We start from the raw sequence: 26,212 nt of genomic DNA, 5'->3' as shown, positions 1-26,212 counted from the left end.
TAAGTATTTTCAAAACATTTCTCAATAGCACGAAAGCATCCCGAGAGGAAACTGTTTTTATACTTATCATAACGGAGATTTTTTCTATGCGGTTTTGGACAAGACAACATGAAGCTGTCTGGGATGAGCTTCAAAAAACAGATCAATATATTGTAAAGAAAGAATATATCGAGGCAAAAAATGATACCATTTCCGAATTCTATCTAAAATTGTATGAATGGTACACAAAAGCTGCAAGAAAATATATTGATATCCCAGAAGATCTGAAATATCCAATCTGGCTCAGTGTTAGTGAGGATATGATGTTACAGCCAACCGAACACGCAATCATATTCGAAGTCGAGATTCCAGAGGGGGAATATTTGATCTGCAATTTTGACAAATGGGGCTACCGCGTCAATTATTTCTATGTGCCGCTGGATGAGGCCGATGAAAAGGCCCACATGGAAGAGTTAAAAAAATATGGAATCGCCTCCGAAGATTCATTAGTTATAACCAGTAAAGGAAACTTCTACCCGCTGCTTCGGCAAAAAATTATCAAAAGCTGGGATCGAATTTTTACGATTCAGCCGGATGATCCGTCCCTCATGGTCGGAACCTGCTGGAAGTTAAAGAAAGAGTGGATCAAGGAGGTACGTTTTTATGACGGAGAATAATATATCATCAGCCTCAGACACTATCACGATGTATTGCACGCAGCCTGACCTTGTCTGGGATATTGTAGATAAAGATGGCGTAAACTATGTAAAACAGGCTTATATCACAAAGAAATATCAAGACACTGCCTGGATTTTTGACACTGCTTACAAGTTTTTCCGCCAGGAAGCTGTAAAGATCATTCCAAAGCCACAAGAGGCTGAATCACCAATCTGGATGTACCGTGATAAAAAATGGGCAGTTCCGAATGTTGGCTGCCGGCGTATGCACCTGGAAATTCCCAAAGACGAGTTGATTCTTTTTGACCGGAGAACATGGAATAAAATTCTGAACATGGAATATGTTGGAACTGATGAAGAAATCGCCGCCTTTGAGCGGGAATATAAGCGTCAGGGCGTCCGCGACCCACTGGACATTATGAAGTCCTCATTTTATCCGCTTCTGGCTCAGAAAATCAAGAAAAGCTGGCAGCATCTTTTTACGGATCCACTTCCGGAAGAGACTTACTGGCAAGGCACTGTCTGGTATCTGAAAAAAGATTGGGTAGTCGGGGAAGAATAATGTTATACTATAAGCAAGAGCTTTACTTGCAAACTGTGCAGCAGAGATGGATGTGCTCTGCTGCATGTTATTTTTTTTATATGGAGGTGACCTGCCATGGCAAAAGAGCAGCTTGCTGTGATTGAAATGATCACAAATATGATTCTCGGCAAGACCGACGGGGTTAGTAAAGTTGATTTCACACCACAGAAAATCCCGTTTCCGGAAAACCTTTCGTATGAACAGGCTTTCCTGCGCGCTACACCGGAGAGCCAGGGTGTCTCTTCCGAGAAACTGATACATTTACTAAGTAACTTATCTGCATCTCCATACACGGATATGCATCACTTTCTTGTACTGCGACATGGAAATGTAATCTGTGACTGCAGCTTTGCGCCTTACCGGAGCGGCATATGGCACATTTCCCATTCCATGTGTAAGAGTATTACCGGTATGGCAATCGGATTGCTGATCGATGAGGGGAAGCTTTCTTTAGATGAAAACATATACAATATCTTTCCCGGAAAAGTCAATCCACTGTTCAAAATCTTCCGACCGGAAATCACAGTACGGCATCTTCTGACAATGACAAGTGGTGTAACATTTAACGAATCTGGGATTGTCTCTGGTAATGACTGGCTGGAAAGTTATTTAAATGCACCTGTAACGGGAAAACCTGGCACGGAATTTCAGTATAACAGTCTGAATACTTATGTCCTTTCTGCAATTGTCAGCGCAAAAACTGAGATGACGCTGGAGGAATACTTGCGGCCACGTCTATTTGAGCCTCTTGGCATCACCCGGTATCTCTGGGAGACCTGCCCAAAAGGCATCACAAAAGGTGGCTGGGGACTTTTTATTTGTCCGGAAGACATGGCAAAATTAGGGCAGCTCTATCTAAACCACGGCATGTGGCACGAAAAGCAGATCATTCCGGCCAACTGGATCCGCGAATCGACCACAAAACAGGTTGACAGTATCGAAGGAACTTACGGCTACGGATACCAGATTTGGATGGAGAATCGTCTGAACAGTTTCGAATTCAATGGTATGCTCGGACAGAATGTGATCGTGTATCCTGACCTTGACATGGTCATTGTCACCTGCGCTGGAAACAACGAACTCTTCCAGAATAACGTCATGCTAGATCTGATACGTGATGCATTTCCACAGGAATATCAGGCATCTGAATATGCTCTCCCTGAAAATCCTGCCGAGTATCACAAACTGACACACCTGGTTCACTCACTTTCCCATGGGCCTTCCTGCATGCCGCAGATCCGGCGCGGCGGCTGGGCAAAGAAAAGCGGATATTCCAGAAGCCATGCAATATATCCCAAATATGTCCGGTTGCTAAAGGATTTAGACGGAAAATGCTACAATATAAATCCCGCAAGTGTTGGCCTGTTTCCGCTGATTATTCAAGTATTCCATAATAATCTGACAAACGGAATCAGACAGATTTCTTTTCAATATGACAAAATCAACTGTCCAGACAAATTTTATATTCACTTTCTGGAAGGAGAAGAACATTGTACGCTGACCGCAAGTTTTGATCGTTATATCGATAACCTAATTACACTTCATGGAGAAACTTACCTTGTAGCTGTAAAATGTGAGTATACTACTGATGCAGATCACGCCCCGGTACTTATCCTCAATATGACTTATCTGGAAGAAGCCATGCGCCGAAAGCTTTATTTACATTTCAAAAGCAACGAATTAATGGCACATTGGTCCGAGTCTCCCGGGAAAGAGCTTATTTTAGAAGGTCTGTCTTCCATCACAGGGGAGATGACGAAGCTTCCACTTTACGGACGCTTTCTCGAAGGAAGCGGAATGCAGTTCCTGGAACATATAATGGTCGATACCATAGAACCAACTGTACATGGAACATTAGCTGAATCCGATACTGAAGACGTGGATATTTGATATCTGACATACCATTCCTTGAAACTGTAGCTGTTCTGATTATTATCTCATACAAAAACGCCTCGCAAAATGTGAATATTTTGCGGGGCGTATATTATGCATTTTACAGTTCCATTTAATGATCTATCTCTTTACAAAATTCCTCTATCGTTTCCGATTTTGCTGCCAAACGCAGCCACTTCTTCAATACTTCCGGATCCGTTTCTGCGAAAATTTCTGCCTTCACCTTTTCCGGAACTTCTCCTTTATCCTCAAGTAATTCCAAAACAGATTCTATTTTTCCATTAATAATTCCAATCTGTTTTCCCTCGTCTCGTATAATCCGTTCTCTTTCTTCCATCTTCATATACTCTACCTCCATATCCGCACTGGCTTTGATTTCTCGTATGCTCTCATGCAGACGTTCCTGTCCGTTCTGATCGAAGCAGAACTGCTTCTTAAAATATCATGATCACTATTTCGAATGTTTGAGTGGACTTATCATATCATAACATTCCTATCTTCTCAACAAGAAAATACTTATGTTTTTCTTAAGGAAAAACGCCTCGCAAAATGTGAATATTTTACGGGGCGTATATTATGCATTCCTGTTTTATTAAATTAATTATCCTAATCCCACCTAACATTATACCCATTTTCCTGTCCTATTTTTGTCTCCGGCGCGAGTTGTCATTTATACGGCGCGAACTGCAATTTGATTTTATTGAAAGAAAAGTGTTTCTATATTAAAATATATTTATAGAAAAATGAACTGGGGTGAGAATATGCTGAAAATAGGCATCTGTGATGACAGCAAGATATTCCTGATCTGTGCTGAAAAATTAATTCGGAAATGGTCCGATGAACGCCGGATTCCGGTAAAGATATACACTTTTAATAACGGTGATAAGCTAGTCGCTGCCAATACAGAAGAACGGCTGGATATTATTTTTTTGGACATTATCATGCCTCTTTTAAATGGTATGGATGCCGCCAGGGAACTTCGTCAGCGCGATAAGTCCGTTAAAATCATCTTTCTGACTTCATCACCGGAATTTGCCTTAGAGTCTTATGAGGTCAAAGCTCAGGGATATGTGCTGAAACCAATTGCCTATGATAAGCTCAAGGAACTTTTGGACGAATGTGCCCAATCATTTGCAGAAGAACCAAAGAACATGGTGATCAAAACTGTCACCGGTTATCAGAAACTGTATTTTCATGAAATTGAATACGCAGAAGCTCAGAATAAGAGAGTTTTCTTTCATCTGCGCTCCGGCAATATCATAGAGTCCGCAGAACCATTTCATTCCTTTGAGGAGCGTTTCTCTTCGCAGGATGGATTTTTCAAATGTCATCGAAGCTACCTTGTATATCTGCAAAATGTAGATCATTTTACCGCAGCTGAGATTACTACGAAATCCGGGCGGAACATTCCGGTTTCCAGAGGCTACGCAAAAGCTTTCAAAGAGGCCTATTTTGCCCAGATGTTCCAGGACTCCTGATATATAGATATGTTTTCCACGATTTGTACACCGGATCTGGATTTTATCCACATATTTTCGAACAAAAGAGGAAACTACGATGCTTGTAAATATTTTAAGCCTGATTCATAACACAACTACATTATTGTTCGGTGTCTACGCATCTGCTGCATTTCTCGGCATCCGCATGAACCGGAAGAATATCCTTGCCTTGTTAACTTTTTCGTGTATTACAGGTGTTTTTTATGTACTTTTTTTTGTATTGCATGGAACCAGTTTCACGGAACAGGTCTATCCTTTCATTATTCACATTCCGCTTGTATTGTTTCTTACTTTTTATTACAAATATAAAATGGCCAACTCCATTTTGGCTGTTCTGACTGCATACCTCTGCTGCCAGATCAGTAACTGAACCGGAATTGCAGCAATGACATTGACCAGTCAGGAATGGATCTATTACAGTGTCCGTATCTGTGTGACCATTATCGTATTTATCCTGCTTGTCCATTACGTTTCCGACATTACTGCACAGCTTCTGCAGAAGCCGGCTCGTTCACTGGCTATCCTCGGATTTATGCCTTTTGTCTATTACATTTTTGATTATATGACAAGTAAATATACTTTACTTCTTTATTCCGGCTCAAAGGTAGTTGGCGAATTTCTTGGATTCGTGCTCTGCATCACTTATCTGATGTTTTTGTTTCTTTATTTCAAGGAATACGAAGCCAATAAAGAAGCAGAACAGCGCAACCAGATTATGGAGATGAAGCGGATCCAGTCTGAAAAGGAACTGGACGCGATTCGCCGCTCCGAACACGCTGTCTCTATTCTGCGCCATGATATGAGACATTTTTTATTAAGCATTTCTTCTTATATTGAAAATAACGACAATGAAAAAGCATTGGAATATATTAACGAAGTCATCCATACTTCTGACAAAACCGTAACACAGCGATATTGTAAAAATGAAATTATAAACTTAATTCTATCTTCTCATGAGAGTGAACTGGAACATAACTATATTCATTTTGAATACTCTATCCAACTTCCGGAGACTCTTGCAGTCTCTGATGTGGATATGACTGCAATTCTTTCCAATGCTTTGGAAAATGCGATCCATGCAGTCCTGAAACTTCCAGAAGCGAGACGTGAAATTAAACTGGATATGCGTCTGAATGAAGAAAAATTACTGATTCTTCTGAAAAATACTTATGCTGATAAGCCAGAATTTATGAATGGACTTCCATATACTTCCGAAGCCGGACACGGGTTTGGAACAAAAAGTATCTGGTATGTTGCTGAAAAACTGAATGGAAGCTGCCAGTTTTCGGTGACAGATACTTACTTTATTCTGCGCGTTATTCTATAACACATGGTTTGCGTTTTTTATCGGATTTTGCTATGATAAAAACAACAAAAACATATCCATCAGGAGGTGGGCATATGCGAGTCGCTTTTATTGATGTCTGGCTGTCATCTCCTCCAAATGTATCGAAGGATACCTTTTCCCGGAACTAGCCCGCCAGTCCTATCGCTGGTCATTTTCATTCGTGTTCTTTCTGGTAGAAATTATTTTGTGTGTTTCGCTATTTTTTATACCCAAAAAAATATATAAACCTGCGGTAGAACAGAAATCTTCCGGAATGGAATGGCATTATCTTTGGATCATCCCTTGTACATTTTATCTGATGTGGAATTATACAATCTACGGAAATGCCACCCGCTCCAGTCTGGAATCAGCAATGCGTCCAGGCAATTCTTTCATATTTTTCCGAGCAGGCACGTACATTTGGGATCACTTACTCTGTTTCCGCTTCGATTCCAAAACATATTTCTATTTCAGAGACAGATTTATCCATTCTATTTGGAAATCTTCTGGAAAATGCTATAGATGCCTGCAATGCACAACCTGGTGAAGACAAAAAAATAATCGTCCGCGCTAAAACAGACGATCATTCTTTATGTGTCACAATCGATAATACATTTTCCGGTTCCCTGGATATCGATCAAGAAAGACATTTCGTTTCCTCCAAACATGAGGGCCTTGGTCCTTTCACAAATCTGGCAAGTGTCTTTTCCAACTGTTCCATATTAATTGGCTTAGACAAATGAGCGTCCATACCACTAGCCAAAGACTTTTTAACATCTTCATCAAACGCATTTGCACTCATCGCAACGATTGGAAGTGTTTTGCAGTCATTACGTGGAAGCTTTCGAATTTCTCTGGCTGCCTCCAGTCCATCCATGACTGGCATCATAATGTCCATAAGAATAAGATCATATTCTCCTTCCTTGCTTTGACGTATTTTTTCCAGAGCCTGCTGCCCATCATATGCTTCCTCGATCTTGGCTTCGTACTTATCCAGAATGGTATGGATAATCTCCATATTCAATTCATTATCTTCCACGATCAGAATATGCTTTTCTTTCAGATCCAATGACTTTTCTGACGAATCTTTTACTTCCTCTACGTTCTCCAGATATTTTAACTTCAGTGTAAAGCTGAAATTGCTTCCTTTATGTAATTCGCTTTCCAGATTAATCTCGGAATCCATCATATGGATCAGTCTGCGGCTGATTGCCAGACCTAATCCTGTTCCCTGCCTTCTTGCTATCTCAGATTCATCTGCCTGCTCAAAATTCTGGAAAATGAGTTTTTGCTTTTCTTCCTCGATGCCAATTCCATCATCCTTCACTGAAAAGTAGAGGCTGGCTTTTTCCTTCTCATCGCAGATTTCTTTTACAGTCAGACATACATTTCCACCTTTATGCGTATATTTCACTGCATTGCTCAGTAAATTCAAAAGCACCTGATTGATACGCAGTTCATCACAGTAAAACCATTCATGAATAAGATTGATCTGCTTCGTAAAACAAATCTGACGTTCTGACATTCGAGATTCCATCAATGCCTCAACATTATCCAGCAACTTTTTGAGATTATATCTGCCATAGACAAGCTGCATCTTTCCACTTTCAATCTTAGACATATCCAGAATATCATTCAAAATATTTAATAAATATCCCGAAGAGCTTTGAATTTTCTTCAGACAGTCTATTCGTTTTTCTTCTGTCTGTTCATTCTGAAGTGCGATTTCCGTCATTCCGATAATTCCGTTCATCGGTGTACGTATCTCATGAGACATACGGGCAAGGAACTCTGATTTCGCCTGTGCAGACAGATCGTGTCTTTCCAGATTCATCCGGTTCTGGATAATGGTACATACTTCTTCCAGTCGTTTCTGATTATGTCCTTCTTTCATAATTTCATTATCTATCCCGACAAATATAATACTTCCGGAATAACAGCCTTCATCTGCCATATGAAATATCCAACTATCTTTTGACGGCAAAAATCGACAAATCGTCACATCGTTTTGTTCCCTCTTTGTAACAGGCATAAGCTTCTGTACTATTTTCGTTTCTACATACCGCTTATAGTCAGAACCAGTACAGCGCAGGATTCCATCCCAGCTGTTATCTTTTTCTTTCCAATTATATCCATACAGATTCACAAGCGTATCCCTGTAAAATCTTGTGATGATCAGATTCTCCATATGATATATTTCCTGGATCTTCAGTGCCAGCATATCCATAGACACCTTCATCTCACCACTCCGGTCAAATAAATTCAATGTTAAAGACGGCAGGCTCATCTGCTTGAGCTTTTCAAATGGTTCTGTTTTTTTCAGTTTTCTGATATGAAGTTTCTTCTCAAATTCCGAAAGATTTTCATAACACAGGATATTCTCTCTTCTCGACTGCACTGCCTCTAATGCAACAAATGCCTGACGGATCGTATCTGAAAGCTCCTGGTTCTCTTCACAAATTCTTATTCCACATTGGAAATTAAGTACCAGATAGTTTTCATCTACAATGTGTGCGACCTTTTCTCTCACACATTTCATCAAATCCTCCATCTGATCTTCCGTAATGCACGGAACCCAGATCAGCAGCTGATCCGCACCTCCCCGGACTCCGATACTATCGCAATCCGTGATTTTTTTGCATTCGTCTTTCAAAAGACGTGCAACCGTCTCTAATACAAGATCTCCATATACAAGTCCATATTTCTCATTAATCGCAGAAAATTTTTCAATATTTGTAACTGCCAGCACACTTTGCGGATATTCTTTTTTTGCCGCCGCAATGGCTTTGATGCCATAGGACCATCGATAAAATGTTGTCGTTGAATCGAATTGCTGTTGTGTCCACTGCGCTTCTTCTAACATCTTTTGCTGATGAATATTGTGTATACAGCCAACAAGCCGGTCATACTCTCCATTCTCATCCCGAAAGATACTTCCAGTCAGTTGAACCCAGTAATATGGCTCCTCTTTTGTACACCGAAACCGAAATTCAATAAAAACTTTATTTTTCAGATTTTGAAATACTGTATGAACCTTTTTTATGTCGTCCGGATAAATATAACCATTTTCTGCAAATTCCGCATGCTCCTTACAATCCCAAATTCCATCATGCCTGATACTGTTAACAATCTCCAGCTTCTTTTCTTTCTTCCAGAACGTAAAGAATATATCTTCAGATGTCTCAACCGCAATCCTGTAACGTTCTTTTTCTTCCAGAAGCTGTTCTTCTGCCTGCTGTTGGGCATCGGTCAGATTCTCGATCACATCATGCAATTCATCAATTTCCGCAATGTCCGCTGGGGCAAATGCATGGATTCCCTCCACACCTCCGCGCACACCTTCTACCAGACGATTTACTGGTTTAGTAACATAAGTAACCAGAAAATATACACAGAAAGCTGCCAGCATTGTGCTTCCCACTATAGCTGCCAGTATAATATTGTAGACACTGTTTCCCAGACCATATATGGATTTTTCCGTGACAAGTCCACATAAGCACCAATTCGTATCTTCATATGGCACATTATTGCTATACAGGCTCAGTGGTTTTACAATTGCGTAAACATTCTGTTTCCCAACTGTTGCACCTGCCACCTGATATAATTGTGTTTTGTTGCTTTCTTTCAGCTTTAGTGTCTCTCCTGTCCGGGCAGCCACATCATATAACGCTCCTTTTCCAAGAATCACTTTATACTGACCGTCCCCCTGATCTTCCATCAGCGCATAACCGGCGTTCAAAGAGTTGTCCAGATCTTTCACATTAAAATACCGCTCCAAATATTTTAAGGAAATTTCTACACCCAGAATTCCATAAATCTCTCCATTATGCAGCAATGGAACAGAATACGTAATCATTTCATGATTGTCCATATAATTGTCTTCCAGAATGAACGCTTCTGCCCAATATCCAAGATCGACCATATTACTGTCTTTATTTTCAAGTGCTGCAAGATATGGTTTATAGAAAAAATCATCGGATGCACGTACCTCATTTCCCTGAAATTCAAAATCTGATGACCATGCATTATCCAGCGAGATTGAAAGACTATGTGCCAGTTGTTTATTTCCTCTCTCTAAAAGAAGATCTGTATTTGACGAAATTCGTGTCTGCGGGTCAGAATCCCTGACAAAAAATCCCTGATATTTTGCTGCCTGGTCTGTTGGCTCTTCATTCGCCATGATCAGATAGATTCCGGAAGCTGTACCATATTGAAGTGACTTCACCAGTTCTGGAAAAACCTTGTTTAAATAACTCTTTTGAAGTTCTTCCGAACCAAGAAATTCCTGTACCGATACTCCGTTTGTCTTTAAGATTTCTGACAGCTTTTCGTCCAGCCCATCACTTTCCTTATAGACCGCTCTCCATTTTTCAATCATGTCATTTTGAAGTACGACCTGACTTTTTTCAATCATATGCTCATCCATCTGGATCGTATTATTCTCCAGATTTTCTTTTATCCCGCTAAAAACAAGCGTCATAAAAGGAACTGTCCCCTGAATGAGTACAATCACTAATACCGGTATTAAAATAATTTTCAATAACGCTTTTTTCTTTTTCACGCCTACATTACCTGTACATACTTTCCTGTATGCACTTTCCTGTTCGTTTTATTCGTTTCTGCACTTCATCTTTTACTTGCTTTGTACCTGAGAAAGTGCCTCGCAAAATTCTTCATACCAACTTTCAAAAGATTCTTCGGATATATATTTTTCAAGCTCTTCTTCCCTGGAAGCTCCTGCCACAATTGCTTCATCCATTGCTGTTTTATCTGCCGTCACACGATCCTTTAAATTATAATCCAGAATCTTACGCATGCTGTATCCATTTTCAAAGCTTTTTGTCGTGTAAAACTTCGTATTATCAAAATCTCTCAACACTGTTTTCAGACAATCATATGCCTTGTGATTCATATCGATCTTCTCTTCTTTGATAATCTGCTCCAAGGCTTTTATATTATTAGATTCTTTTAAAACTGGCATATATGCAGATTCACATACAAATTTTAAATTCTGCTCTTTCTGCGTAAACCATTTCAAAAATACGGTAGATGCATATTCATGCTCTTCCTCTGATTTCGCAACAGCCATTCCTGCGCCCTGCTGTACTCTGTAGTTTTCGCCGCCCTCCATAATCGGAGACTCCTGTACAACATATTCAATTGGATAACTGTCATCTTCTTTCTCCACCTTATCCGGAAAATAAAATGCAGAAGCTGTCGAACCAGTATACGCTAAAATATCGCCGGTTTTTACATCATCTGAGGCAAATTTCCCATAAGATGAAAAATATCCTTTCATATATGGTACGTAATAGTTCTCCCATAGCCGATGGATCAGTTCTTTATCTGTATTCACCGTCACTTTTCCATCATTCACTTCAAAAATCTCTTTTCCCATCTGCTTCATGCCAATGATAAAATAATTAGACATGGAATCTCTTCCATAAAATGCTTTTCCGTCATCTGGTACATCCGGTGTCTGACTATCCGTCCACTCATAATATTTTTCAGCAACTTCTGTGATTCCTTCTGTCGTCTTCAGATCATCAAGTTTTGCTCCTGTTGCTTCCGAAAATGGCTCCCAGTCTGTCTTATTAAGCATTAATATCTCCGTAGACTTTGCTACCGGAAGAAGATATAACGACTGATCATCTTCCAAATATCCCTCTTCAAGATACTCATCTACATACTTGGACTTTTCTTCTTCCGTAAAATACTCTGACAAATCAGCAAGCTTTCCTTCCTGTTGCACCGCATAGGCCGTATCTGCATAGGAAGAAAATATATCCGGTAAATTCTCTGCTCCTACTTCTGCCTTTATCGCACTTGTGATTGCCTGATCCAGATCTGAAACCGATCCATAACTATATGCTTCTACATAAATCCCATCTTCATGTCCTACAGTAGCATTAAATTCTTCCAGCAAATCTTCAAAAGTTGCCTGCTGTGTTCCATTATAATAATGCCATATCTTCAATGATACTGGATTATTCGGGTCTAATTTCACTGCCTTAGCCGTATTTTTACCGCAACCTGTTGCAAGCGATGCCAGTAACATCAATGTCAATAATGTTGCAACTATTCTCTTTTTCATATGATACTTCCTCCTGCGCTCCCATTTCACCCTTTTTCAAGAGTCGCCTGCGAATCTTGCGCGCACAATTTAATCTGCTTCGCAGAAACATTTCCAACATAATTTTCCGAACCTTCTCATGGAGTATATACAAGGTGAGCGGGGTCTACTATCTGTTATTATAAGTTTATACCATGGACTTTGCAACATATTAACAAACTTTCACGAACTGAAAAAGTCTACTAAAAAAGGTCCACCGGACCTTTTTGTCGTATGCTTGGCAAAAAAAAAGTCCGCCATTTTTGTACTCTCACAAACTGGCGAACTTTCCTACATTTATATTTATGAGTTGGGGCAAAAGCCCCAACTATGATGCCTATGGATTGTTCCGTGCTTTGCACTCAGGCAATCCTAGCATCATAGTTACAGTCTTACACCATCTTTTATGACTGCCTGCAGATCCAGATTATCCTTCAGAAGTACAATATCTGCCTTCTTACCTGCCTTAATCGAACCATACTGATCATCAATTCCAAGACTCTTCGCTGGATTAATTGTTACACAGGCAATAGCTGTCTCAAGCGGAATCTGCATTTCTTTTACAACTGTTCTCATACAATCCGCGAGATTCGTTGCTGAACCCGCTATTGCACCATCAGATACTAATGTCGCACGTTTTCCTACGACCTTGACATCCAATCCCCCAAGTGTATACTGTCCGTCCGGCATCCCGGTCGCACGCATGCTGTCACTGATCAGAATCATACGGTCAGCCCCCATCATCTCAAAAGTTGCTCTGACCATAGCCGGATGAATATGAATTCCATCACAGATAATTTCAGCCATAACATGTTTGCTGTCATAAACTGCTCCTACAACTCCTGGTGCCCGATGCGTAAATGCCGGCATAGCATTGTAAAGATGCACTGCATGATTTGCTCCCGCGTCAAATGCTTTCTTCGCTGTATCATAATCTGCATTCGTATGAGCCAGAGAAATGTTAACTTTCCCTTTCATTTTCTCGATAAATTCCAGATAATCTTCATTATCTTCCGGAGCAATCCCAATAAATTTCACCAGTCCATCGGAAGCTTCCAGAAACTGCTCTGCAATTTCTACATTACACGGAATAATATTTCTCTCATCTTGTGCCCCTTTTTTTACTTTGCTGATAAACGGACCTTCCATGTTAATTCCCACAAGATCTGCTGCTTTGGGGCTTGTCCCGTTTTTCTTATATTTTGCTGCAACACTTAAGATCTGTTTCAGTTCTTCCACCGGAAGTGTCATGGTCGCCGGAGCAATAGCGGTCACACCAATGGAGGCCTCATACTGTGCGATCCTCTCAATCGCCTCTTCATTTCCATCACAAAAGTCATCTCCTTTGCAGCCATGAAAATGAAGGTCGATCAAGCCCGGAATTGCATATGCACCTTCACCGTCCAATACCTCTTTCTCACCAAACTGTGGCTTTTCCTCTTCTGCATATACTCTCTGGATCTTGTCCCCGTCAAGCATAATTCCACCTTTTACAAATGTCTTCTCTTCCGTGTAAACTTTCACATTATCTATGATCATAGTAAAAAACTCCCTTAGATTAAAATATCCCTATGTCTTGATTTAACTGTATGTACTTTCGTATTTTCTATACTATAACATTTACGACATCTGTTTTCAATATTGCTTATTGCATAACGAAAGTGCTGCCTTGTCTGCAACTATCGTTACATATGGATGGAATTTTAAAATAGAAGCCGGAACCTTTGGCGTTACTGGTCCTTCAATCACTTTCTTTAAAATATCCGCCTTATCCTCACCACTGACAATTAAAACAATCTGTTTTGCTCTCATGATTGTTCCGATTCCCATCGTATAAGCCTTTTTAGGAACTGCTTCTTCCGATGAAAAGAAACGTTTATTTACATCAATTGTATTCTGTGTCAATTCAACGCAATGAGTAACTTCCTCAAATACATCTGCTGGTTCATTAAATCCTATATGTCCATTATGTCCAAGACCCAGAAGTTGCAAGTCAACGCCTCCAAGAGATTTTATTACATCTTCATAATGTGCACATTCTTTTCTAGCATCCTTTTCCATACCATCCGGTATATGTGTATTTTCCAATCGGATATTCACATGTTCAAACAATCTCTTGTGCATAAAATAATAATAACTTTGTTTATCAGTTTTATTCAGTCCTTGATACTCATCTAAATTCACTGTTTTAATCGAACTAAAATCTACATCTCCTTTATGATTCCAATCGATGAGCTGTTCATAAACTCCAATTGGAGATGAACCAGTTGCTAAACCAAGAACAGATTCTGAATTCAATATAATTTGCGCTGAAATAATATTTGCAGCTTTTCTACTCATATCCTGGTAATTTTGGGTTTTTAAAATTTTCATGCGCTATTTCCTCCCACACTTATTCTGGAAATTATACAACGCTCCTACCATACCCGCTTCATTTCCATATTCTGCAAAGCATACTTGTAAATGTTCTGCCAGAATCGGTTTTAAATACCGCTTCAATGAATCTATGATTTCATTTTCAAGAATTTTTTTCTGAGCCATAACACCTCCACCAAGTACAATTGTATCTGGGTTCAGTACATAACAGATTGTTGCCAGACCTTTGCCAAGTACATCACACATTTCTTTAATAGCTGAAATGCAAACCTCATCGCCTTTTTCTGCCAGTTCAAATATTTTCTTTCCATCCCACATGTCTAATGGCTCCCTCTTTTTTCCTGCAACTTTTTTGATTAAAATACTGCTTGCTCCCAATGTTTGGAAATCACTATCTTCCATTGGAATATAACCAATCTCACAGGCACTGTTGCTTGCTCCATGAAAAACACTTCCATCTACAATCGCACAGCCGCCAATCCCCGTTCCAACAGTCGCACAGAACATAATGTGACTCTCTTTTGCTGCCCCGGAAATATATTCTGCCAGACCGGCACAATTCACATCATTCTCTACTTCACAAGGTATTCCTAGTGTTTTTTCTAGTTCCTTTTTTATACAAGTTCCAGTATAGTCCGGCATCAGCTCTCCTGCAAAAACAATTTTCCCCTCTTCCGGGTCTACCATTCCAGCAGTAGATATACAAATCCCTTCTATATTCTCATATTGTTCCATATACTGCTTTCCGATTGCCTTTACTTTATCTAGAACTTCTGCTCCACCAAGCCATGCCTCTGTTTTTGTCTGATTGCTCTCTTCTATGATAGCATTTTCATCCAAAACTCCATGCTTAATGGATGTACCACCTATATCTACACATATGTACCGACTCATAATGTCTCCTGTCTTACTTTAATACATCTACAAATGTTTTTGTAATCAACTGTGGTCTTGTAATTGCTGAACCAACTACAATACTAAAAACCCCTAATTGCATAACTCTTTTTACTTTTTCCGGTGTATTAATATTTCCCTCTGCAATAACATTGTGTTTCACATTTTTTACAATTTTTTTAATCAATTCAAAATCATTTTGCTCAATTTTCATATCTTTACTTTGTTCTGTATATCCTACAAGCGTTGTACCAATAAAATCAAATCCAAGCTCATCTGCATGTTTTGCCTCTTCATAGGTAGAGCAATCTGCCATTAACAGCTGATTCGGATATTTTTCACGAATCTGCGCATAAAACTCGTCTAGTGCAACCCCATTAGGTCTAAGATCTTTTGTTGCATCAATTGCTATAATTTCTGGCTTTACTTCCATCAACTCATCAATTTCTTTCATCGTTGGTGTAATGTATACTTTACAATCTGGGTAATCTCTCTTAACAATTCCGATAATCGGCAAGTCGACATTTTTTCTGATTTCTGCAATATCTTCTTTTGTATTCGCACGTATTCCTGCTGCTCCACCTTCTTTTGCGGCCAATGCCATCCGTCCCATAATAAAGGAAGAATGTAGTGGTTCTTCCGGCAGTGCCTGGCATGATACGATTAATTTTTTATGTACAGTCTCTATTTTATTATTCACTTTCATACCTTCTTTCGAATCACTTGTGCAATTTGTTCTGCAAGTCTCTCGTGACTCTTTGCATCTAAATGCATAAAATCAATTTCATTCATTTTCACAAATGGTGCTGCATCTAAAAAGTCACAGCCATACTGCTTAGCACAAATCTGATATTCTACAGCCAACTCTTTCGATTTGTCAGCACAGATTCCCATCTCTCCTGCAACATGCGACTGCTCGCATTCTTTCTCAATTGGAGCTGGTGCTACAACTAATATCTTTGGCGTATCTCTCCAAGCATCTTCTGTATGTTTTGCCTTCATTATGAGACGTTTGATTCCATCTGCAATATTCTTTGGTGTTGCGCTGAATCTTTCCTTACAGTCGTTCGTTCCCAACATAATTACAAGATAATCAATCGGTCCATGAGACATCAAACATGGATACAGATATGGGAGACCATTTAAGCCTTCGTTTAATGGATCTTCAAAAACTGCTGTTCTTCCACACAGACCTTCTTCAATGATTGTATATTCTGTTCCTAATTTTTTCTGCAGTTTTCCTGTCCAACGTACCTCATCCGAAAATCTTCCATTTGTGATTGCATCATATCCCCATGTATTAGAATCTCCATAACACACAATCCTTTTTTTCATGTCCTTATTTTCCTCCGCTTCAACTTAACCTTTGACCGCACCCATTGCCAGTCCCTGAACAAAGTGTTTTTGCAGTGCCCATACAAGAATCAGTACTGGCACTAATGTAATAACTGCGGTCGCCGCCATTGGTCCCCATTCCAAACCGCGGTCTGTAATAAATCCCGCAATTACAACCGGCAATGTCTTAGACTTATTGACACTTAATATACATGCAAATAAGAACTCATTCCATGCCCCAACAAACGCAAGTATTGCAGACGCAATCATTCCAGGTTTTGTCAATGGGAAGATAATCTTAAAAAATCTTTTTGTAAATCCACAACCATCCAACATTGCTGATTCCTCCAGTTCCTTCGGGAGCTGCTCGAAGAATCCCATCATCAACCAAATTACAAGTGGAAGGTTAAAGCTTGTGTTCATAATTATCAGCGCTGTCTTTGTATCAATCAGATGCATTGTTCTCATTACGAGGTATACTGGAATTGCAGTGGCAATTGCTGGATACATCTTCTGAACCATAAACCACAATCCAAAATATTTGCGTGCTCGCTTTCCAAGGCTTCCTCTTGCAACTGCATATGCAGCCATACTTCCAAATATAACCGAAATAATGGTAGAGGCTCCTGCAACTATGACTGTATTAAAAAAATTCAACCACAACTGATCTTTTCCAAAAATTTCCTGATAACTTGCTGCCGTGAATTTAGATGGAAATATTACCGGTGGATTAGACAAATATTCTGCTTCGATCTTCACTGAACTAGTCAAAAGCCAGTATAACGGAAATATAATAGCAATTAATGAAACAGCTACAATAATGACTCTGACGGGTCTTCCCGCAAAATTACCAATAATATTATCAACGGTAGGCACATTATGCTTTTTTCTCTTCATATTCTACGCCTCCAATTTTGTTCTTAATTTCAAAAATCCTATAGTTACAACCGTCATAACGACAACAAATCCAATTGCCAGTGCCGCTGAATATCCGGCATCAAAAAATCGCAGTCCCTGTTTATATATGTAGTTTGGCAACATCTCTGTAGCTGTACCAGGACCTCCATTGGTCATAACATAAACTGTATCAAATACTTTGAATGCATCTACAAATCGAAGCATAACAACAATAGTAAGTAAAGGTGCAACCATAGGTAAAATGATTTTTCTGAAAATCACTCCATTAGATGCCCCGTCAACACATGCTGCTTCCAAACAATCCTGTGGCAAAGCTTTCAGACCTGCTGCACAAATAATTGTAACCCATGGTGCAAGCTGCCACACATTTACTAAAATAACTGCAAACATAGCTGTTTTCGGGCTACTAAGCCATGTAATACTCGGAATTCCAAAGAAACTTAGGAAATAATTGATAATACCAGTCGTAGAATCCAACATCATTCTCCATAAAGTACCGATTGCTACAGGTGCCATTATGGTTGGAATCAAAAATATAGATGTTGCAATTTTTGCCCACATTTTATCTGAGCACAGTGCCATTGCAACAAAAAGCCCTACAATAACTTCTAATGCTACAGAAATAATTGCAAAAAACAATGTATTCAATGTGCTGGTTCTCACAGTCTCATCCGTAAGCATCTTAATATAATTCTGAAGTCCTACAAATTCGGGAATTGCATTTGGTAAATTTAATTTCAATTTAAAAAAACTTAAATATAAAGAATATAGAAGAGGCAGTAACGCCGTGATTCCTAAAAAAATCATCGTTGGTAACATAAAGCACCATGAAGCCACTTTATCACTCTTACTCTTTTTTAGCATCCCTTGCGTATTATTTTTCTTGCTCATTTCGCATCACACCTCCATACGAAAATAGTAACTTGTTCAAAAGGACAGGACACCAGCACGAAAACGGCCAGTGCCCTGTGATGTTTTACATGTTATAGTTTTTAGTTCCTTCTTCAGGCGGTGCATTTTTCAATGCTTCTTCTATTCCTTTTTTCATCTTACTAACAGCTGTTTCAAGATCAATCTCACCTGTCATATACTGACTAACTACTGTATTGAGCATAGAATCAACTTCTGTAGATGCTGGAATTCTCCACCAAATATTTGCTGTATCAAGAGCCTCACGAACAGTATCCATATATGTTCCTTTAATTCCATCCCTCTCCCAAAATGCTTTTCTCGGTGAAAGAATACCAAAGTCATCATAGAACTGATTCTGCTTTTCTGCACTCGTATACATCTTAACCCATTCCCATGCAAGCTCCTGATTCTTAGATGCTGCTGGTATAGATACATCCCATGCACTTAATAATGTAGTTCCTGTTTTATCATATGGAATTGTACTTAAAGCCCATTTTCCAGCAACTTTAGACTGTGATTCATCATCTGCTGCCTGAACCAATCCAAGTGTAGGCCATGTTTCACAAATTGCTGCATTTCCATCAAGGAATGCTTTGATGGATTCTTCTGTTCCCCAAGACAGAATAGATGGATCTGCATAATCCTGAATCTCTTTCAGGTGGTTTAATGCATCTCTTGTTTCCTGAGAATCAATTGTTACATTCCAGTCCTCATCAGCCCAGGCACCACCCATGGACCATAAAATATAATCAAATACGCCACCAAGTTGTCCTGTTGTGGCTGATACGGAAATTCCATACATTCCTTTATCTTTATCTGTCAGTTCTTTTGCAACTTCTCTGTATTCTTTCCATGTATCTGGAAGTCCATTTGGTAGTAAATCTGTTCTGTAGGCAAATAACTGTGGTGTACTTGCATTCGGAATACCTGTCTGAACTCCCTGCCACTCTCCACTATTCTCTAGAACCTTCTCAATAAACTCATCCGTCTTATAATTATCCTTGTCCATAAAATCGGAAAGATCTGTCAAGTATGGAGCAAATTCTCCATCCCACTGACTTGCAACATCAATAACATCATAAGAACCCGTGCCACTAGTTAAATCTAAGAGTGTCTTTTCATGCAATGTAGTATAAGGGAAATCAACAACTTCTACTGTTGCACCAGTTTTCTCCTCAAATTCATCTACCATGCTTTCTGCCGCTTCAGCATATACACCTGACATGTACAGTACCGTTAGCTTTTCACCAGAATATGGCTTATCTCCATCTGCCTTACTGCTCTTTCCTCCTGACCCTCCACAACCAACTAACATTGTGGATAACATTGCCACACACAGCAATACACTTACAATTTTCTTTTTCATTAACGTTCTCCTTTCTTTTTGGAAATTTTTTTTATTTTTCAGAAATAAAAAATGTTTTCTTTTTCATAAAATAACACTTACATATATATTTGTCAATTGCTTTATTGCGGCCAAAACTATTTTTGTGCAATATGGCAAAAATAATTTTTATTTTATTTTGTATAAAAAACATGTTTTTTTTCAATCTAATTGACAAGTTTTGTTTTTTTGTTAAAATTTATACTATAAACATTAATAATCGGAGGTGTTACATGGCAACCAATAATCTAATGAACAAAATCACTTTATATTATTCTCAAATGACAAAAGCCGAAAAAAAAGTTGCCGACTTCGTTTTATCCTCCCCGCAAGAAGCACTGGCATCTACAATTACCGACTTATCTAAGCATTGCGGTGTAGGTGAAACGAGTGTATTCCGTTTCTGTCGCACTTTAGAGTTAAAAGGCTATCAAGATTTCAAACTTTCACTGGCAGTAAGCACTTCTTCTAATGGAGTCTCTACGCCAAAAGATACAATTAATATTTCCAATACTACCAATTGTCAGGACACTGCTTATAATGTTATGCAAGCTTATATAACAGCATTAGAAACTACCTGCAGAACACTGAATTTTAATGCAATTCCTGAAGTTGTTGATTATATTCTTAATTCAAAAACTATTAATCTCTTTGGCTTTGGTGGTTCTGGTACAAGTGCAAATGAATTTAAGAATAAATTTATGAAAATCATGCCTAATGTAATCTATAATGCTGATGCTCATATTCAGTTAACACAAGCAGCTTTATTAGGAAATGATGATCTAGCAATTATTTTCTGCAATTCCGGCATCACAAAAGATTGTATTGAAATTGCCAAGATCTGTTACTCTTCCGGAGCAACAGTTGTTTTTATTACTAAATTTGCAAAAACTCCTGCCGCACAATATTCTACTGTTGTTCTATTATGTGGTGCTAATGAAGGACCAATGGAAGGAGGATCTATTGCTACTAAAACAGCCCAGCTTTTCTTAATAGACCTTCTATATGCTGAAGTATACAAGACACTTGGTAAAAAAGCATTAGATAATAAACAAAAAACAGCTCAGATAATCACAGAGAAAATGATGTAGTAGGTTACATTATGAAAGTTATTGTTTTAATCGAAAACACATCCAAATGCTCCTTATGTGCTGAGCACGGTCTGTCCGTTTATATCGAATATAACGGCATGAAATATCTTCTGGACGCCGGCGGATTCGAAACTCCAAAAGGACTGATTTTACTCAACAGCTGCTCCCATGGCGGAATCGTCAATATTGTAAAAGAAGTGCAAATGGCACTGGGGAATCAGAAAGTTTACGCTGTCATCGGCGGTCTCCATATGTTGCACTAAAACTTATGAAATGCATTAAGCTTTTGTTAAAAAAGGGAAGCTGTGATACACATCCATGTACCACAACTTCCCTATATTTTCATCTTCATTTAATTTTAATCAATTGTCCATTTAAGCAGCTGTTCTTTCACCTTTTCAAATATCTGCATTACAACTACTAACACAACTACCATAAAGATAAATCCAACCCAGGTATTGGCAAATACACCAAGTTCAGAATTCTTTTTTACAAAATAGCCCATGCCTGAACCGCCACCATACATTTCAGCAAATACAAGCATTACAAAAGAACTTCTCAGTGAATTTACAAAACCGGCCAGAATAGATGGACTTGCTGCCGGCAGAATTACTTTCATGAACCGCTTTATACCTGTCAGTTCCAATGTAGCTGCCTTGTCCAAATAGCGCTTATCAATGGTCATGATTCCTGTGATTGTAGCAAATAATGTTGCCCAGACAATATTATATACAACCAAAAATATGGAAGCTGATAATAATGTTGGTGACAACAACAGTACAAACGGCGACAATAAGATTGACGGGATTACGCTAAAGGCATAAATAACCGGATGCAGTGCTTCCCTGATTTTCTTATTTAATCCCATGATTGTACCAAATATAACTGCAATCACTAAAGAAAGAAATACTGATGGGATGAGTAATTTGAAAGAAGCAAGCATATTTGTAAGCATTACTTCTTTATTCGACTCAAAGGCTGCTGCAATCTTTTCCGTTGTTGGAAACAAATATGGATTCAGCATTTTCACATCTGCCACATAATAATATAACAGTACTAATCCTGCAAATATCAATACTGTAATCCAGTATTTTTTCACAAAGCCCTTGATTGTTTTCATTTACCCATCTCCTAAAATCTGCTATTTATCGTTTTCGTCAAAGAATTTCTGCTGTGCCTCATAGAAATCCGGTGCCTCATCACCATAAGATTTTGTTGCCTCAGCAAGTGCTTCTTCATAAAGCTCTGTGTTGATATGATCTTCAATATCGATCTTGCAGTCATCACCGAGGTATCCTGTTTTGTCAAGAATGTTCCATGCACGTACCACACTGTTCTTAAGAGGATCTACATTTACAAAATAATGTTTGTCGTCCATCATGTAAGCTGCCACATAGTCATCTTCCTGACCGATACGTTTTGCATGAAGAGAAACTGCTTCTTCTTTATTTGCCTCATACCAGGACTGTGCACGGAGTAATGCACGGATAATTGCTTTGACTGTATCCGGATTGTCATTTACCCATTTTGTCTGTCCAACCATACGGCAGCAAGAATAGTTCTCCATGATTTCACTCTGATAGCTTACGATTTCGATGTCACCTGAGTCTACAAGCTGTTTCACACCATAGTTGTTCTGTGTTCCCATAAGCGCATATTTTACTTCATCGTTCTGAACAGCAGCTAATGCATCATCATAGCTTGAATATACTTTCCAGTCAACTGCATCTAACGGATTATCATATCCAAGATCCATAACTGCACCTGTAAATGCGAAATAACTTGGATTTACTGCAACGGACTGTCCAATAAATGATTCAATACCTTTCCACTCTGTTCCAGCTTTTGCAACAACCGGCATACATCCTTCTACCATATGTCCGCCAAAAATTGTAAGATCTACACCTTGTGCTATCTGCTGAAGCGGATTAGATGTACCCGCATTTGATACGACATCAACCTTTCCTGCTGCAAGAAGAGCCATTGCATCCATATTCTGAGTTGCCTCTACCGGCTCAATCTCGATTCCTTCATCCTCAAAATATCCTTCTTCTTCTGCAATTGTTACAAGGACGTTACCACTTGAACCATAATTCCACTTTACAGTTGTCATTTTCTCCTTGCTATCTTTGTCAGTTGTCCCTGTTTTTGTGTCGTCAGACTTTTTGTCATTACTGCTTCCACATGCTGCAAGACTAAACGTCATACCGAGCACTAACATAAGTGCTAAAACTCTCTTTTTCATACCCTTCTCCTTTTCTGTTTTTACTACTTATACTAAAATCTCTGCATTATCCATTTCCTGACAGGCAGCAATTCCGTCAGTATATGGATAACACTATATATAACGGGCCTGCCTGTATATATCACATATCAATCCCACTATTTACATGGCTTTCCATTTTAAATATGTGTCGTGACATCTTTATTTATCTGATTAATCAATGTAATACGAAGCTTCATCATATCAATATTCTCAAATAATGTGTCACGCGTCTGATGCAGTTCTTCTGTAATCTTGACATCATAAATAATATGACTTGGTGACTGTCCCAAAACAAGAATCCGGTTTGCCAGAAGAAGTGCCTCATCCACATCATGGGTAACAAAAAACACTGTTTTCTTCTTTTCATCCCGTGTCCAGAGTTCCCGTACCAGATCCTGAAGTCTTGCACGCGTCACCGCATCCAGAGCACCAAACGGCTCATCCATCAAAAGAATCGGCGGATCAATACTGAATGCTTGTGCGATTGCACATCTCTGCTTCATACCACCTGATAATTCTTTCGGAAGCTTTTTGTATATGCTTTCATCCAGCCCGACAGCTTTTATCATATTTACGGCTATTTCTTTTAATTCTTTTTTATCTCTCTTAGGATATCTTTGCTTCAATGCCAGAAGAATGTTCTCGCCTGCTGACATCCACGGAAACAATCCATAATCCTGAAATACAACACCTTTATTAAGACTTGGTTCCCCAATAGCTACACCATCACTCAGAATCTCTCCTGTAGTTGCCGTTTCAAGACCTGCCAGTAGACGAAGCAGTGTACTCTTACCACAGCCAGACTGCCCAAGGATACAGACAAATTCTCCTTCTCCGATTTCTGTATTAATGTCTTTTAAAATTAATTTTCCACCTGCTTCATAGGCAAATGATAAATCCTTAATCTGAATGCCGCTCATGTATAATTGCCTTTCTTTTTATAGCAATAATTTCTTTCTATTGATCTATTTTGTACATACAATTGTATAATAAATCAATCTTTTTTATTATTCAAATTGATTTTTAAAATAAAACAGCAAGCCTATAGTTTTCATCTATAAGCTTGCCACTCTATACTTTTTTCTACTTTTCTCCTAATATTCCATCAATAATATGTTTCACACCGATTTCCACATTTTCTCTGGAAGTAGCAAGATTCATACGAATAAATCCATTGAATCTGTCTCCCCCGAACCAGTCTCCGAAATCTACCGCAAGACGGCATTTTTTCTGGATAAACTCTTTCGTATCTTCCGGTTTTATGTACGCTCTTAAATCAATCCATACCAGATATGTTGCCTCCAATGGAGTAACTACCACTTGCGGAAGATTCTCTTTGAAAAGTTCTCTCAGATACTGATCATTATCTACAATCTGCTTCTTCACTTTATCCAGCCATTCCTGGCCACCTTTGTATGCCGCTTCTGCCGCTACAAATCCAAATGCGTTTCCTGTCATCAGACGGATTCTCTTAGCAAAATCATCCCATTTTGCCCGAAGATTTTCATCTGCAATTATCACAAATGAATTCTGTCCTCCTTCCAGATTAAATGTCTTGGATGGTGCAGTGATTGTAAGGATTTCATTCCAATGTTCTGTCATAAGATAGGATGGTGTCTGCTTCTTATCCCCAAATACAAAATCCTGATGAATCTCATCAGAAATTACATACACATGATGTCTATGACAAATTTCAAGCATTTCCTTAAGTTCTTCTTTTCTCCAGACCCTTCCTACCGGATTGTGCGGTGAGCATAAGATAAATGCTTTTACATCGTTATCCACGATTTTCTTTTCAAAATCATCGAAATCAATCGAATAATTTCCATTTTCATTAACTAGATCAGAAGTAATCAACTTACGCTCATTGTTGGTCACCGCCTGCAGAAATGGATAGTACACCGGAGTCATGACAATCACTGCATCCCCTTTTTTTGTCAGCATCTGGATCATCCAGTTGAACGCTGCTACAACTCCCGGTGCAAAACGAAGCCACTCTCGCTTTACTTCGAAATTAAAATGTTTCTTTTCCCAGTTGATAAATGCATCGTAATAACCATCTGGAATCCGGTAGTATCCTATTGCTCCAAAATCCACGTACTCATGCAGAGCTTTCTGTACACACTGTGGAATTTTAAAATCCATATCTGCGACCCACATGGCATGCAGACCTTCCTCGCCAAACATTGCTGTCTGACCGTCCCATTTATTGCAATTTGAATTTCGTCTGTCCACATAAATTAATTCTTCCATAATGCCTGCCTCTCCTATTCCTTTCATCTTTCTGTGTCGGCAAAAACATTCTTCTTTTGTTTTGTCGAAATTTCTTTAACTATAATAGCATTTTAATAAGAAAATGTCCTCTTATATTGAAAATTTGAATTTATAAAATAAATTTTTATCAGTGCAGTATTAAGAACTAAAAAAACCTGTAAGCATAATACTTACAGGTTAACTAACTCCCCGAGTAGGGTTCGAACCTACGACCCTTCGGTTAACAGCCGAATGCTCTACCACTGAGCTATCGAGGAATAACAAATATATAATAAACCCAAGTAACAAAAATTACAAGGGTTTTTTCATATATCTTCAAAACTGCATATAAGAAACTTTTTAACATCTTTACCTATCCACCTGTGCTTCGCACTTTTATGCTCTTGCTTTTGGTTATGCCCTCGACCTATTAGTAACAGTCAGCTCCATGTGTTACCACACTTCCACCTCTGTCCTATCTACCTCGTCGTCTTCAAGGGGTCTTACAACTTTCGTTGGGATATCTCATCTTGAGGGGGGCTTCACGCTTAGATGCCTTCAGCGTTTATCCCGTCCCGGCTTGGCTACTCTGCTATGCTCCTGGCGGAACAACAGATCAACCAGCGGCCAGTCCATCCCGGTCCTCTCGTACTAAGGACAGCTCCTCTCAAATATCCTACGCCCACGCCGGATAGGGACCGAACTGTCTCACG

The 26,212-nt window shown here is 39.0% G+C and carries 24 protein-coding genes, 1 tRNA gene and 1 rRNA gene; 9 read left to right on the top strand and 17 right to left on the bottom strand.

From position 1 onward, the window contains the following. The first annotated feature begins 86 nt into the window (after positions 1–86). From G593_RS0105550 to G593_RS0105540, 3 genes are all read left to right on the top strand, one after another. Positions 87–656 carry a DUF3841 domain-containing protein gene (locus tag G593_RS0105550; protein ID WP_029731051.1) on the top strand — a complete coding sequence of 190 codons (570 nt, stop codon included), beginning with the start codon at positions 87–89 and terminating at the stop codon, positions 654–656. Beyond that, on the top strand, positions 643–1,218 hold the full coding sequence (locus G593_RS0105545) for a DUF3841 domain-containing protein (RefSeq protein WP_029731050.1): 576 nt from the start codon (positions 643–645) through the stop codon (positions 1,216–1,218). The genes G593_RS0105550 and G593_RS0105545 overlap by 14 nt, the downstream gene beginning before the upstream one ends. Positions 1,219–1,314: 96 nt before the next feature. Continuing rightward, a complete protein-coding gene (locus tag G593_RS0105540) occupies positions 1,315–3,129 on the top strand; it encodes a serine hydrolase domain-containing protein (RefSeq protein ID WP_029731049.1) in 1,815 nt (604 codons plus the stop codon). Positions 3,130–3,244: 115 nt separating this feature from the next. Here G593_RS0105540 and G593_RS0105535 read toward each other — a convergent pair whose 3' ends face one another. Then, the gene (locus G593_RS0105535; protein ID WP_029731048.1) at positions 3,245–3,475 is read right to left on the bottom strand and encodes a hypothetical protein; all 231 of its coding nucleotides are present in this window, start codon (positions 3,473–3,475) and stop codon (positions 3,245–3,247) included. Positions 3,476–3,893: 418 nt separating this feature from the next. Between G593_RS0105535 and G593_RS0105530 the strand changes: the two genes are divergently transcribed. The 4 genes from G593_RS0105530 (at position 3,894) to G593_RS21725 (ending at position 6,701) form a co-directional block, all read left to right on the top strand. Further along, positions 3,894–4,610: a LytR/AlgR family response regulator transcription factor gene (locus G593_RS0105530; RefSeq protein ID WP_242827046.1), complete on the top strand. Its 717-nt coding sequence runs from the start codon at positions 3,894–3,896 to the stop codon at positions 4,608–4,610. A gap of 79 nt (positions 4,611–4,689) precedes the next feature. Then, positions 4,690–5,001: a hypothetical protein gene (locus tag G593_RS20730; RefSeq protein WP_242827045.1), complete on the top strand. Its 312-nt coding sequence runs from the start codon at positions 4,690–4,692 to the stop codon at positions 4,999–5,001. Positions 5,002–5,016: 15 nt separating this feature from the next. After that, on the top strand, positions 5,017–5,958 hold the full coding sequence (locus tag G593_RS18380; protein WP_242827044.1) for a sensor histidine kinase: 942 nt from the start codon (positions 5,017–5,019) through the stop codon (positions 5,956–5,958). Between the two features lie 344 nt (positions 5,959–6,302). Continuing rightward, positions 6,303–6,701 carry an ATP-binding protein gene (locus G593_RS21725; RefSeq protein WP_081646495.1) on the top strand — a complete coding sequence of 133 codons (399 nt, stop codon included), beginning with the start codon at positions 6,303–6,305 and terminating at the stop codon, positions 6,699–6,701. On the opposite strand, the gene G593_RS0105520 is transcribed toward G593_RS21725, so the two are convergent. The 10 genes from G593_RS0105520 to G593_RS0105475 all read right to left on the bottom strand — a co-directional run bounded on the left by G593_RS0105520 (position 6,596) and on the right by G593_RS0105475 (position 19,871). Continuing rightward, positions 6,596–10,519, bottom strand: coding sequence for a response regulator (locus G593_RS0105520; protein ID WP_029731047.1), 3,924 nt, complete (start codon positions 10,517–10,519; stop codon positions 6,596–6,598). The two genes, G593_RS21725 and G593_RS0105520, sit on opposite strands and share 106 nt — an antisense overlap. Positions 10,520–10,591: 72 nt before the next feature. After that, a complete protein-coding gene (locus G593_RS0105515) occupies positions 10,592–12,052 on the bottom strand; it encodes an extracellular solute-binding protein (RefSeq protein WP_029731045.1) in 1,461 nt (486 codons plus the stop codon). A gap of 402 nt (positions 12,053–12,454) precedes the next feature. Next, entirely contained in the window at positions 12,455–13,609 is a 1,155-nt protein-coding gene (nagA, locus tag G593_RS0105510; protein WP_029731044.1) for an N-acetylglucosamine-6-phosphate deacetylase, read from the bottom strand. 96 nt (positions 13,610–13,705) lie between these two features. Beyond that, positions 13,706–14,443 (bottom strand): glucosamine-6-phosphate deaminase, encoded by a 738-nt coding sequence (gene nagB / locus G593_RS0105505; RefSeq protein WP_005340667.1) that lies wholly within the window; start codon positions 14,441–14,443, stop codon positions 13,706–13,708. Between the two features lie 3 nt (positions 14,444–14,446). Next, positions 14,447–15,340, bottom strand: coding sequence for an ROK family protein (locus tag G593_RS0105500; protein ID WP_022279014.1), 894 nt, complete (start codon positions 15,338–15,340; stop codon positions 14,447–14,449). 13 nt (positions 15,341–15,353) lie between these two features. Then, positions 15,354–16,046, bottom strand: coding sequence for an N-acetylmannosamine-6-phosphate 2-epimerase (locus G593_RS0105495; protein ID WP_005340674.1), 693 nt, complete (start codon positions 16,044–16,046; stop codon positions 15,354–15,356). Next, positions 16,043–16,675: an SGNH/GDSL hydrolase family protein gene (locus tag G593_RS0105490; RefSeq protein WP_029731041.1), complete on the bottom strand. Its 633-nt coding sequence runs from the start codon at positions 16,673–16,675 to the stop codon at positions 16,043–16,045. Before G593_RS0105490 ends, G593_RS0105495 begins: the two co-directional genes overlap by 4 nt. A gap of 24 nt (positions 16,676–16,699) precedes the next feature. Beyond that, positions 16,700–17,572: a carbohydrate ABC transporter permease gene (locus tag G593_RS0105485; protein ID WP_005340679.1), complete on the bottom strand. Its 873-nt coding sequence runs from the start codon at positions 17,570–17,572 to the stop codon at positions 16,700–16,702. Positions 17,573–17,575: 3 nt separating this feature from the next. Further along, complete coding sequence (locus G593_RS0105480; RefSeq protein ID WP_005340681.1) at positions 17,576–18,484, bottom strand: carbohydrate ABC transporter permease; 909 nt, start codon at positions 18,482–18,484, stop codon at positions 17,576–17,578. 85 nt (positions 18,485–18,569) lie between these two features. Then, positions 18,570–19,871, bottom strand: coding sequence for an ABC transporter substrate-binding protein (locus G593_RS0105475; protein ID WP_029731040.1), 1,302 nt, complete (start codon positions 19,869–19,871; stop codon positions 18,570–18,572). 251 nt (positions 19,872–20,122) lie between these two features. Here G593_RS0105475 and G593_RS0105470 point away from each other — a divergent pair, with 251 nt between their 5' ends. Then, positions 20,123–20,980, top strand: coding sequence for a MurR/RpiR family transcriptional regulator (locus G593_RS0105470; protein WP_005340685.1), 858 nt, complete (start codon positions 20,123–20,125; stop codon positions 20,978–20,980). Between the two features lie 11 nt (positions 20,981–20,991). After that, entirely contained in the window at positions 20,992–21,243 is a 252-nt protein-coding gene (locus tag G593_RS0105465; protein WP_029731039.1) for a hypothetical protein, read from the top strand. Between the two features lie 95 nt (positions 21,244–21,338). On the opposite strand, the gene G593_RS0105460 is transcribed toward G593_RS0105465, so the two are convergent. The 6 genes from G593_RS0105460 to G593_RS0105435 all read right to left on the bottom strand — a co-directional run. After that, the gene (locus tag G593_RS0105460; protein ID WP_029731038.1) at positions 21,339–22,100 is read right to left on the bottom strand and encodes an ABC transporter permease; all 762 of its coding nucleotides are present in this window, start codon (positions 22,098–22,100) and stop codon (positions 21,339–21,341) included. Between the two features lie 21 nt (positions 22,101–22,121). Beyond that, on the bottom strand, positions 22,122–23,225 hold the full coding sequence (locus tag G593_RS0105455) for an ABC transporter substrate-binding protein (protein ID WP_029731037.1): 1,104 nt from the start codon (positions 23,223–23,225) through the stop codon (positions 22,122–22,124). Positions 23,226–23,383: 158 nt separating this feature from the next. Further along, entirely contained in the window at positions 23,384–24,166 is a 783-nt protein-coding gene (locus tag G593_RS0105450; protein WP_029731036.1) for an ABC transporter ATP-binding protein, read from the bottom strand. Positions 24,167–24,329: 163 nt separating this feature from the next. After that, the gene (locus G593_RS0105445) at positions 24,330–25,499 is read right to left on the bottom strand and encodes a MalY/PatB family protein (protein ID WP_029731035.1); all 1,170 of its coding nucleotides are present in this window, start codon (positions 25,497–25,499) and stop codon (positions 24,330–24,332) included. 206 nt (positions 25,500–25,705) lie between these two features. After that, a tRNA-Asn gene (locus G593_RS0105440) sits at positions 25,706–25,777 on the bottom strand. Between the two features lie 132 nt (positions 25,778–25,909). Continuing rightward, positions 25,910–26,212, bottom strand: a 23S ribosomal RNA gene (locus G593_RS0105435); the annotation flags it as partial.

It is taken from the genome of Dorea sp. AGR2135 (assembly GCF_000420885.1).
Lineage (GTDB): Bacteria > Bacillota > Clostridia > Lachnospirales > Lachnospiraceae > Dorea > Dorea formicigenerans.
Note: the sequence above shows the minus strand (reverse complement) of the source record. Positions and strands in the feature narration are given on the sequence as shown.

Bases quoted from the DNA above. Each gene is read 5' to 3' on its own strand.
- G593_RS0105500 (WP_022279014.1), bottom strand. From the start codon at position 15,340: ATGAGTCGGTACATATGTGTAGATATAGGTGGTACATCCATTAAGCAT.
- G593_RS0105470 (WP_005340685.1), top strand. From the start codon at position 20,123: ATGGCAACCAATAATCTAATGAACAAAATCACTTTATATTATTCTCAA.
- G593_RS0105485 (WP_005340679.1), bottom strand. From the start codon at position 17,572: ATGAAGAGAAAAAAGCATAATGTGCCTACCGTTGATAATATTATTGGT.
- nagB (WP_005340667.1), bottom strand. From the start codon at position 14,443: ATGAAAATTTTAAAAACCCAAAATTACCAGGATATGAGTAGAAAAGCT.
- G593_RS0105540 (WP_029731049.1), top strand. From the start codon at position 1,315: ATGGCAAAAGAGCAGCTTGCTGTGATTGAAATGATCACAAATATGATT.
- G593_RS0105495 (WP_005340674.1), bottom strand. From the start codon at position 16,046: ATGAAAGTGAATAATAAAATAGAGACTGTACATAAAAAATTAATCGTA.
- G593_RS0105460 (WP_029731038.1), bottom strand. From the start codon at position 22,100: ATGAAAACAATCAAGGGCTTTGTGAAAAAATACTGGATTACAGTATTG.
- G593_RS0105445 (WP_029731035.1), bottom strand. From the start codon at position 25,499: ATGGAAGAATTAATTTATGTGGACAGACGAAATTCAAATTGCAATAAA.
- nagA (WP_029731044.1), bottom strand. From the start codon at position 13,609: ATGATCATAGATAATGTGAAAGTTTACACGGAAGAGAAGACATTTGTA.
- G593_RS0105545 (WP_029731050.1), top strand. From the start codon at position 643: ATGACGGAGAATAATATATCATCAGCCTCAGACACTATCACGATGTAT.
- G593_RS0105550 (WP_029731051.1), top strand. From the start codon at position 87: ATGCGGTTTTGGACAAGACAACATGAAGCTGTCTGGGATGAGCTTCAA.
- G593_RS0105455 (WP_029731037.1), bottom strand. From the start codon at position 23,225: ATGAAAAAGAGAGTTTTAGCACTTATGTTAGTGCTCGGTATGACGTTT.
- G593_RS0105490 (WP_029731041.1), bottom strand. From the start codon at position 16,675: ATGAAAAAAAGGATTGTGTGTTATGGAGATTCTAATACATGGGGATAT.
- G593_RS0105535 (WP_029731048.1), bottom strand. From the start codon at position 3,475: ATGAAGATGGAAGAAAGAGAACGGATTATACGAGACGAGGGAAAACAG.
- G593_RS0105475 (WP_029731040.1), bottom strand. From the start codon at position 19,871: ATGAAAAAGAAAATTGTAAGTGTATTGCTGTGTGTGGCAATGTTATCC.
- G593_RS18380 (WP_242827044.1), top strand. From the start codon at position 5,017: ATGACATTGACCAGTCAGGAATGGATCTATTACAGTGTCCGTATCTGT.
- G593_RS0105515 (WP_029731045.1), bottom strand. From the start codon at position 12,052: ATGAAAAAGAGAATAGTTGCAACATTATTGACATTGATGTTACTGGCA.
- G593_RS20730 (WP_242827045.1), top strand. From the start codon at position 4,690: ATGCTTGTAAATATTTTAAGCCTGATTCATAACACAACTACATTATTG.
- G593_RS21725 (WP_081646495.1), top strand. From the start codon at position 6,303: ATGCCACCCGCTCCAGTCTGGAATCAGCAATGCGTCCAGGCAATTCTT.
- G593_RS0105530 (WP_242827046.1), top strand. From the start codon at position 3,894: ATGCTGAAAATAGGCATCTGTGATGACAGCAAGATATTCCTGATCTGT.
- G593_RS0105450 (WP_029731036.1), bottom strand. From the start codon at position 24,166: ATGAGCGGCATTCAGATTAAGGATTTATCATTTGCCTATGAAGCAGGT.
- G593_RS0105465 (WP_029731039.1), top strand. From the start codon at position 20,992: ATGAAAGTTATTGTTTTAATCGAAAACACATCCAAATGCTCCTTATGT.
- G593_RS0105480 (WP_005340681.1), bottom strand. From the start codon at position 18,484: ATGAGCAAGAAAAATAATACGCAAGGGATGCTAAAAAAGAGTAAGAGT.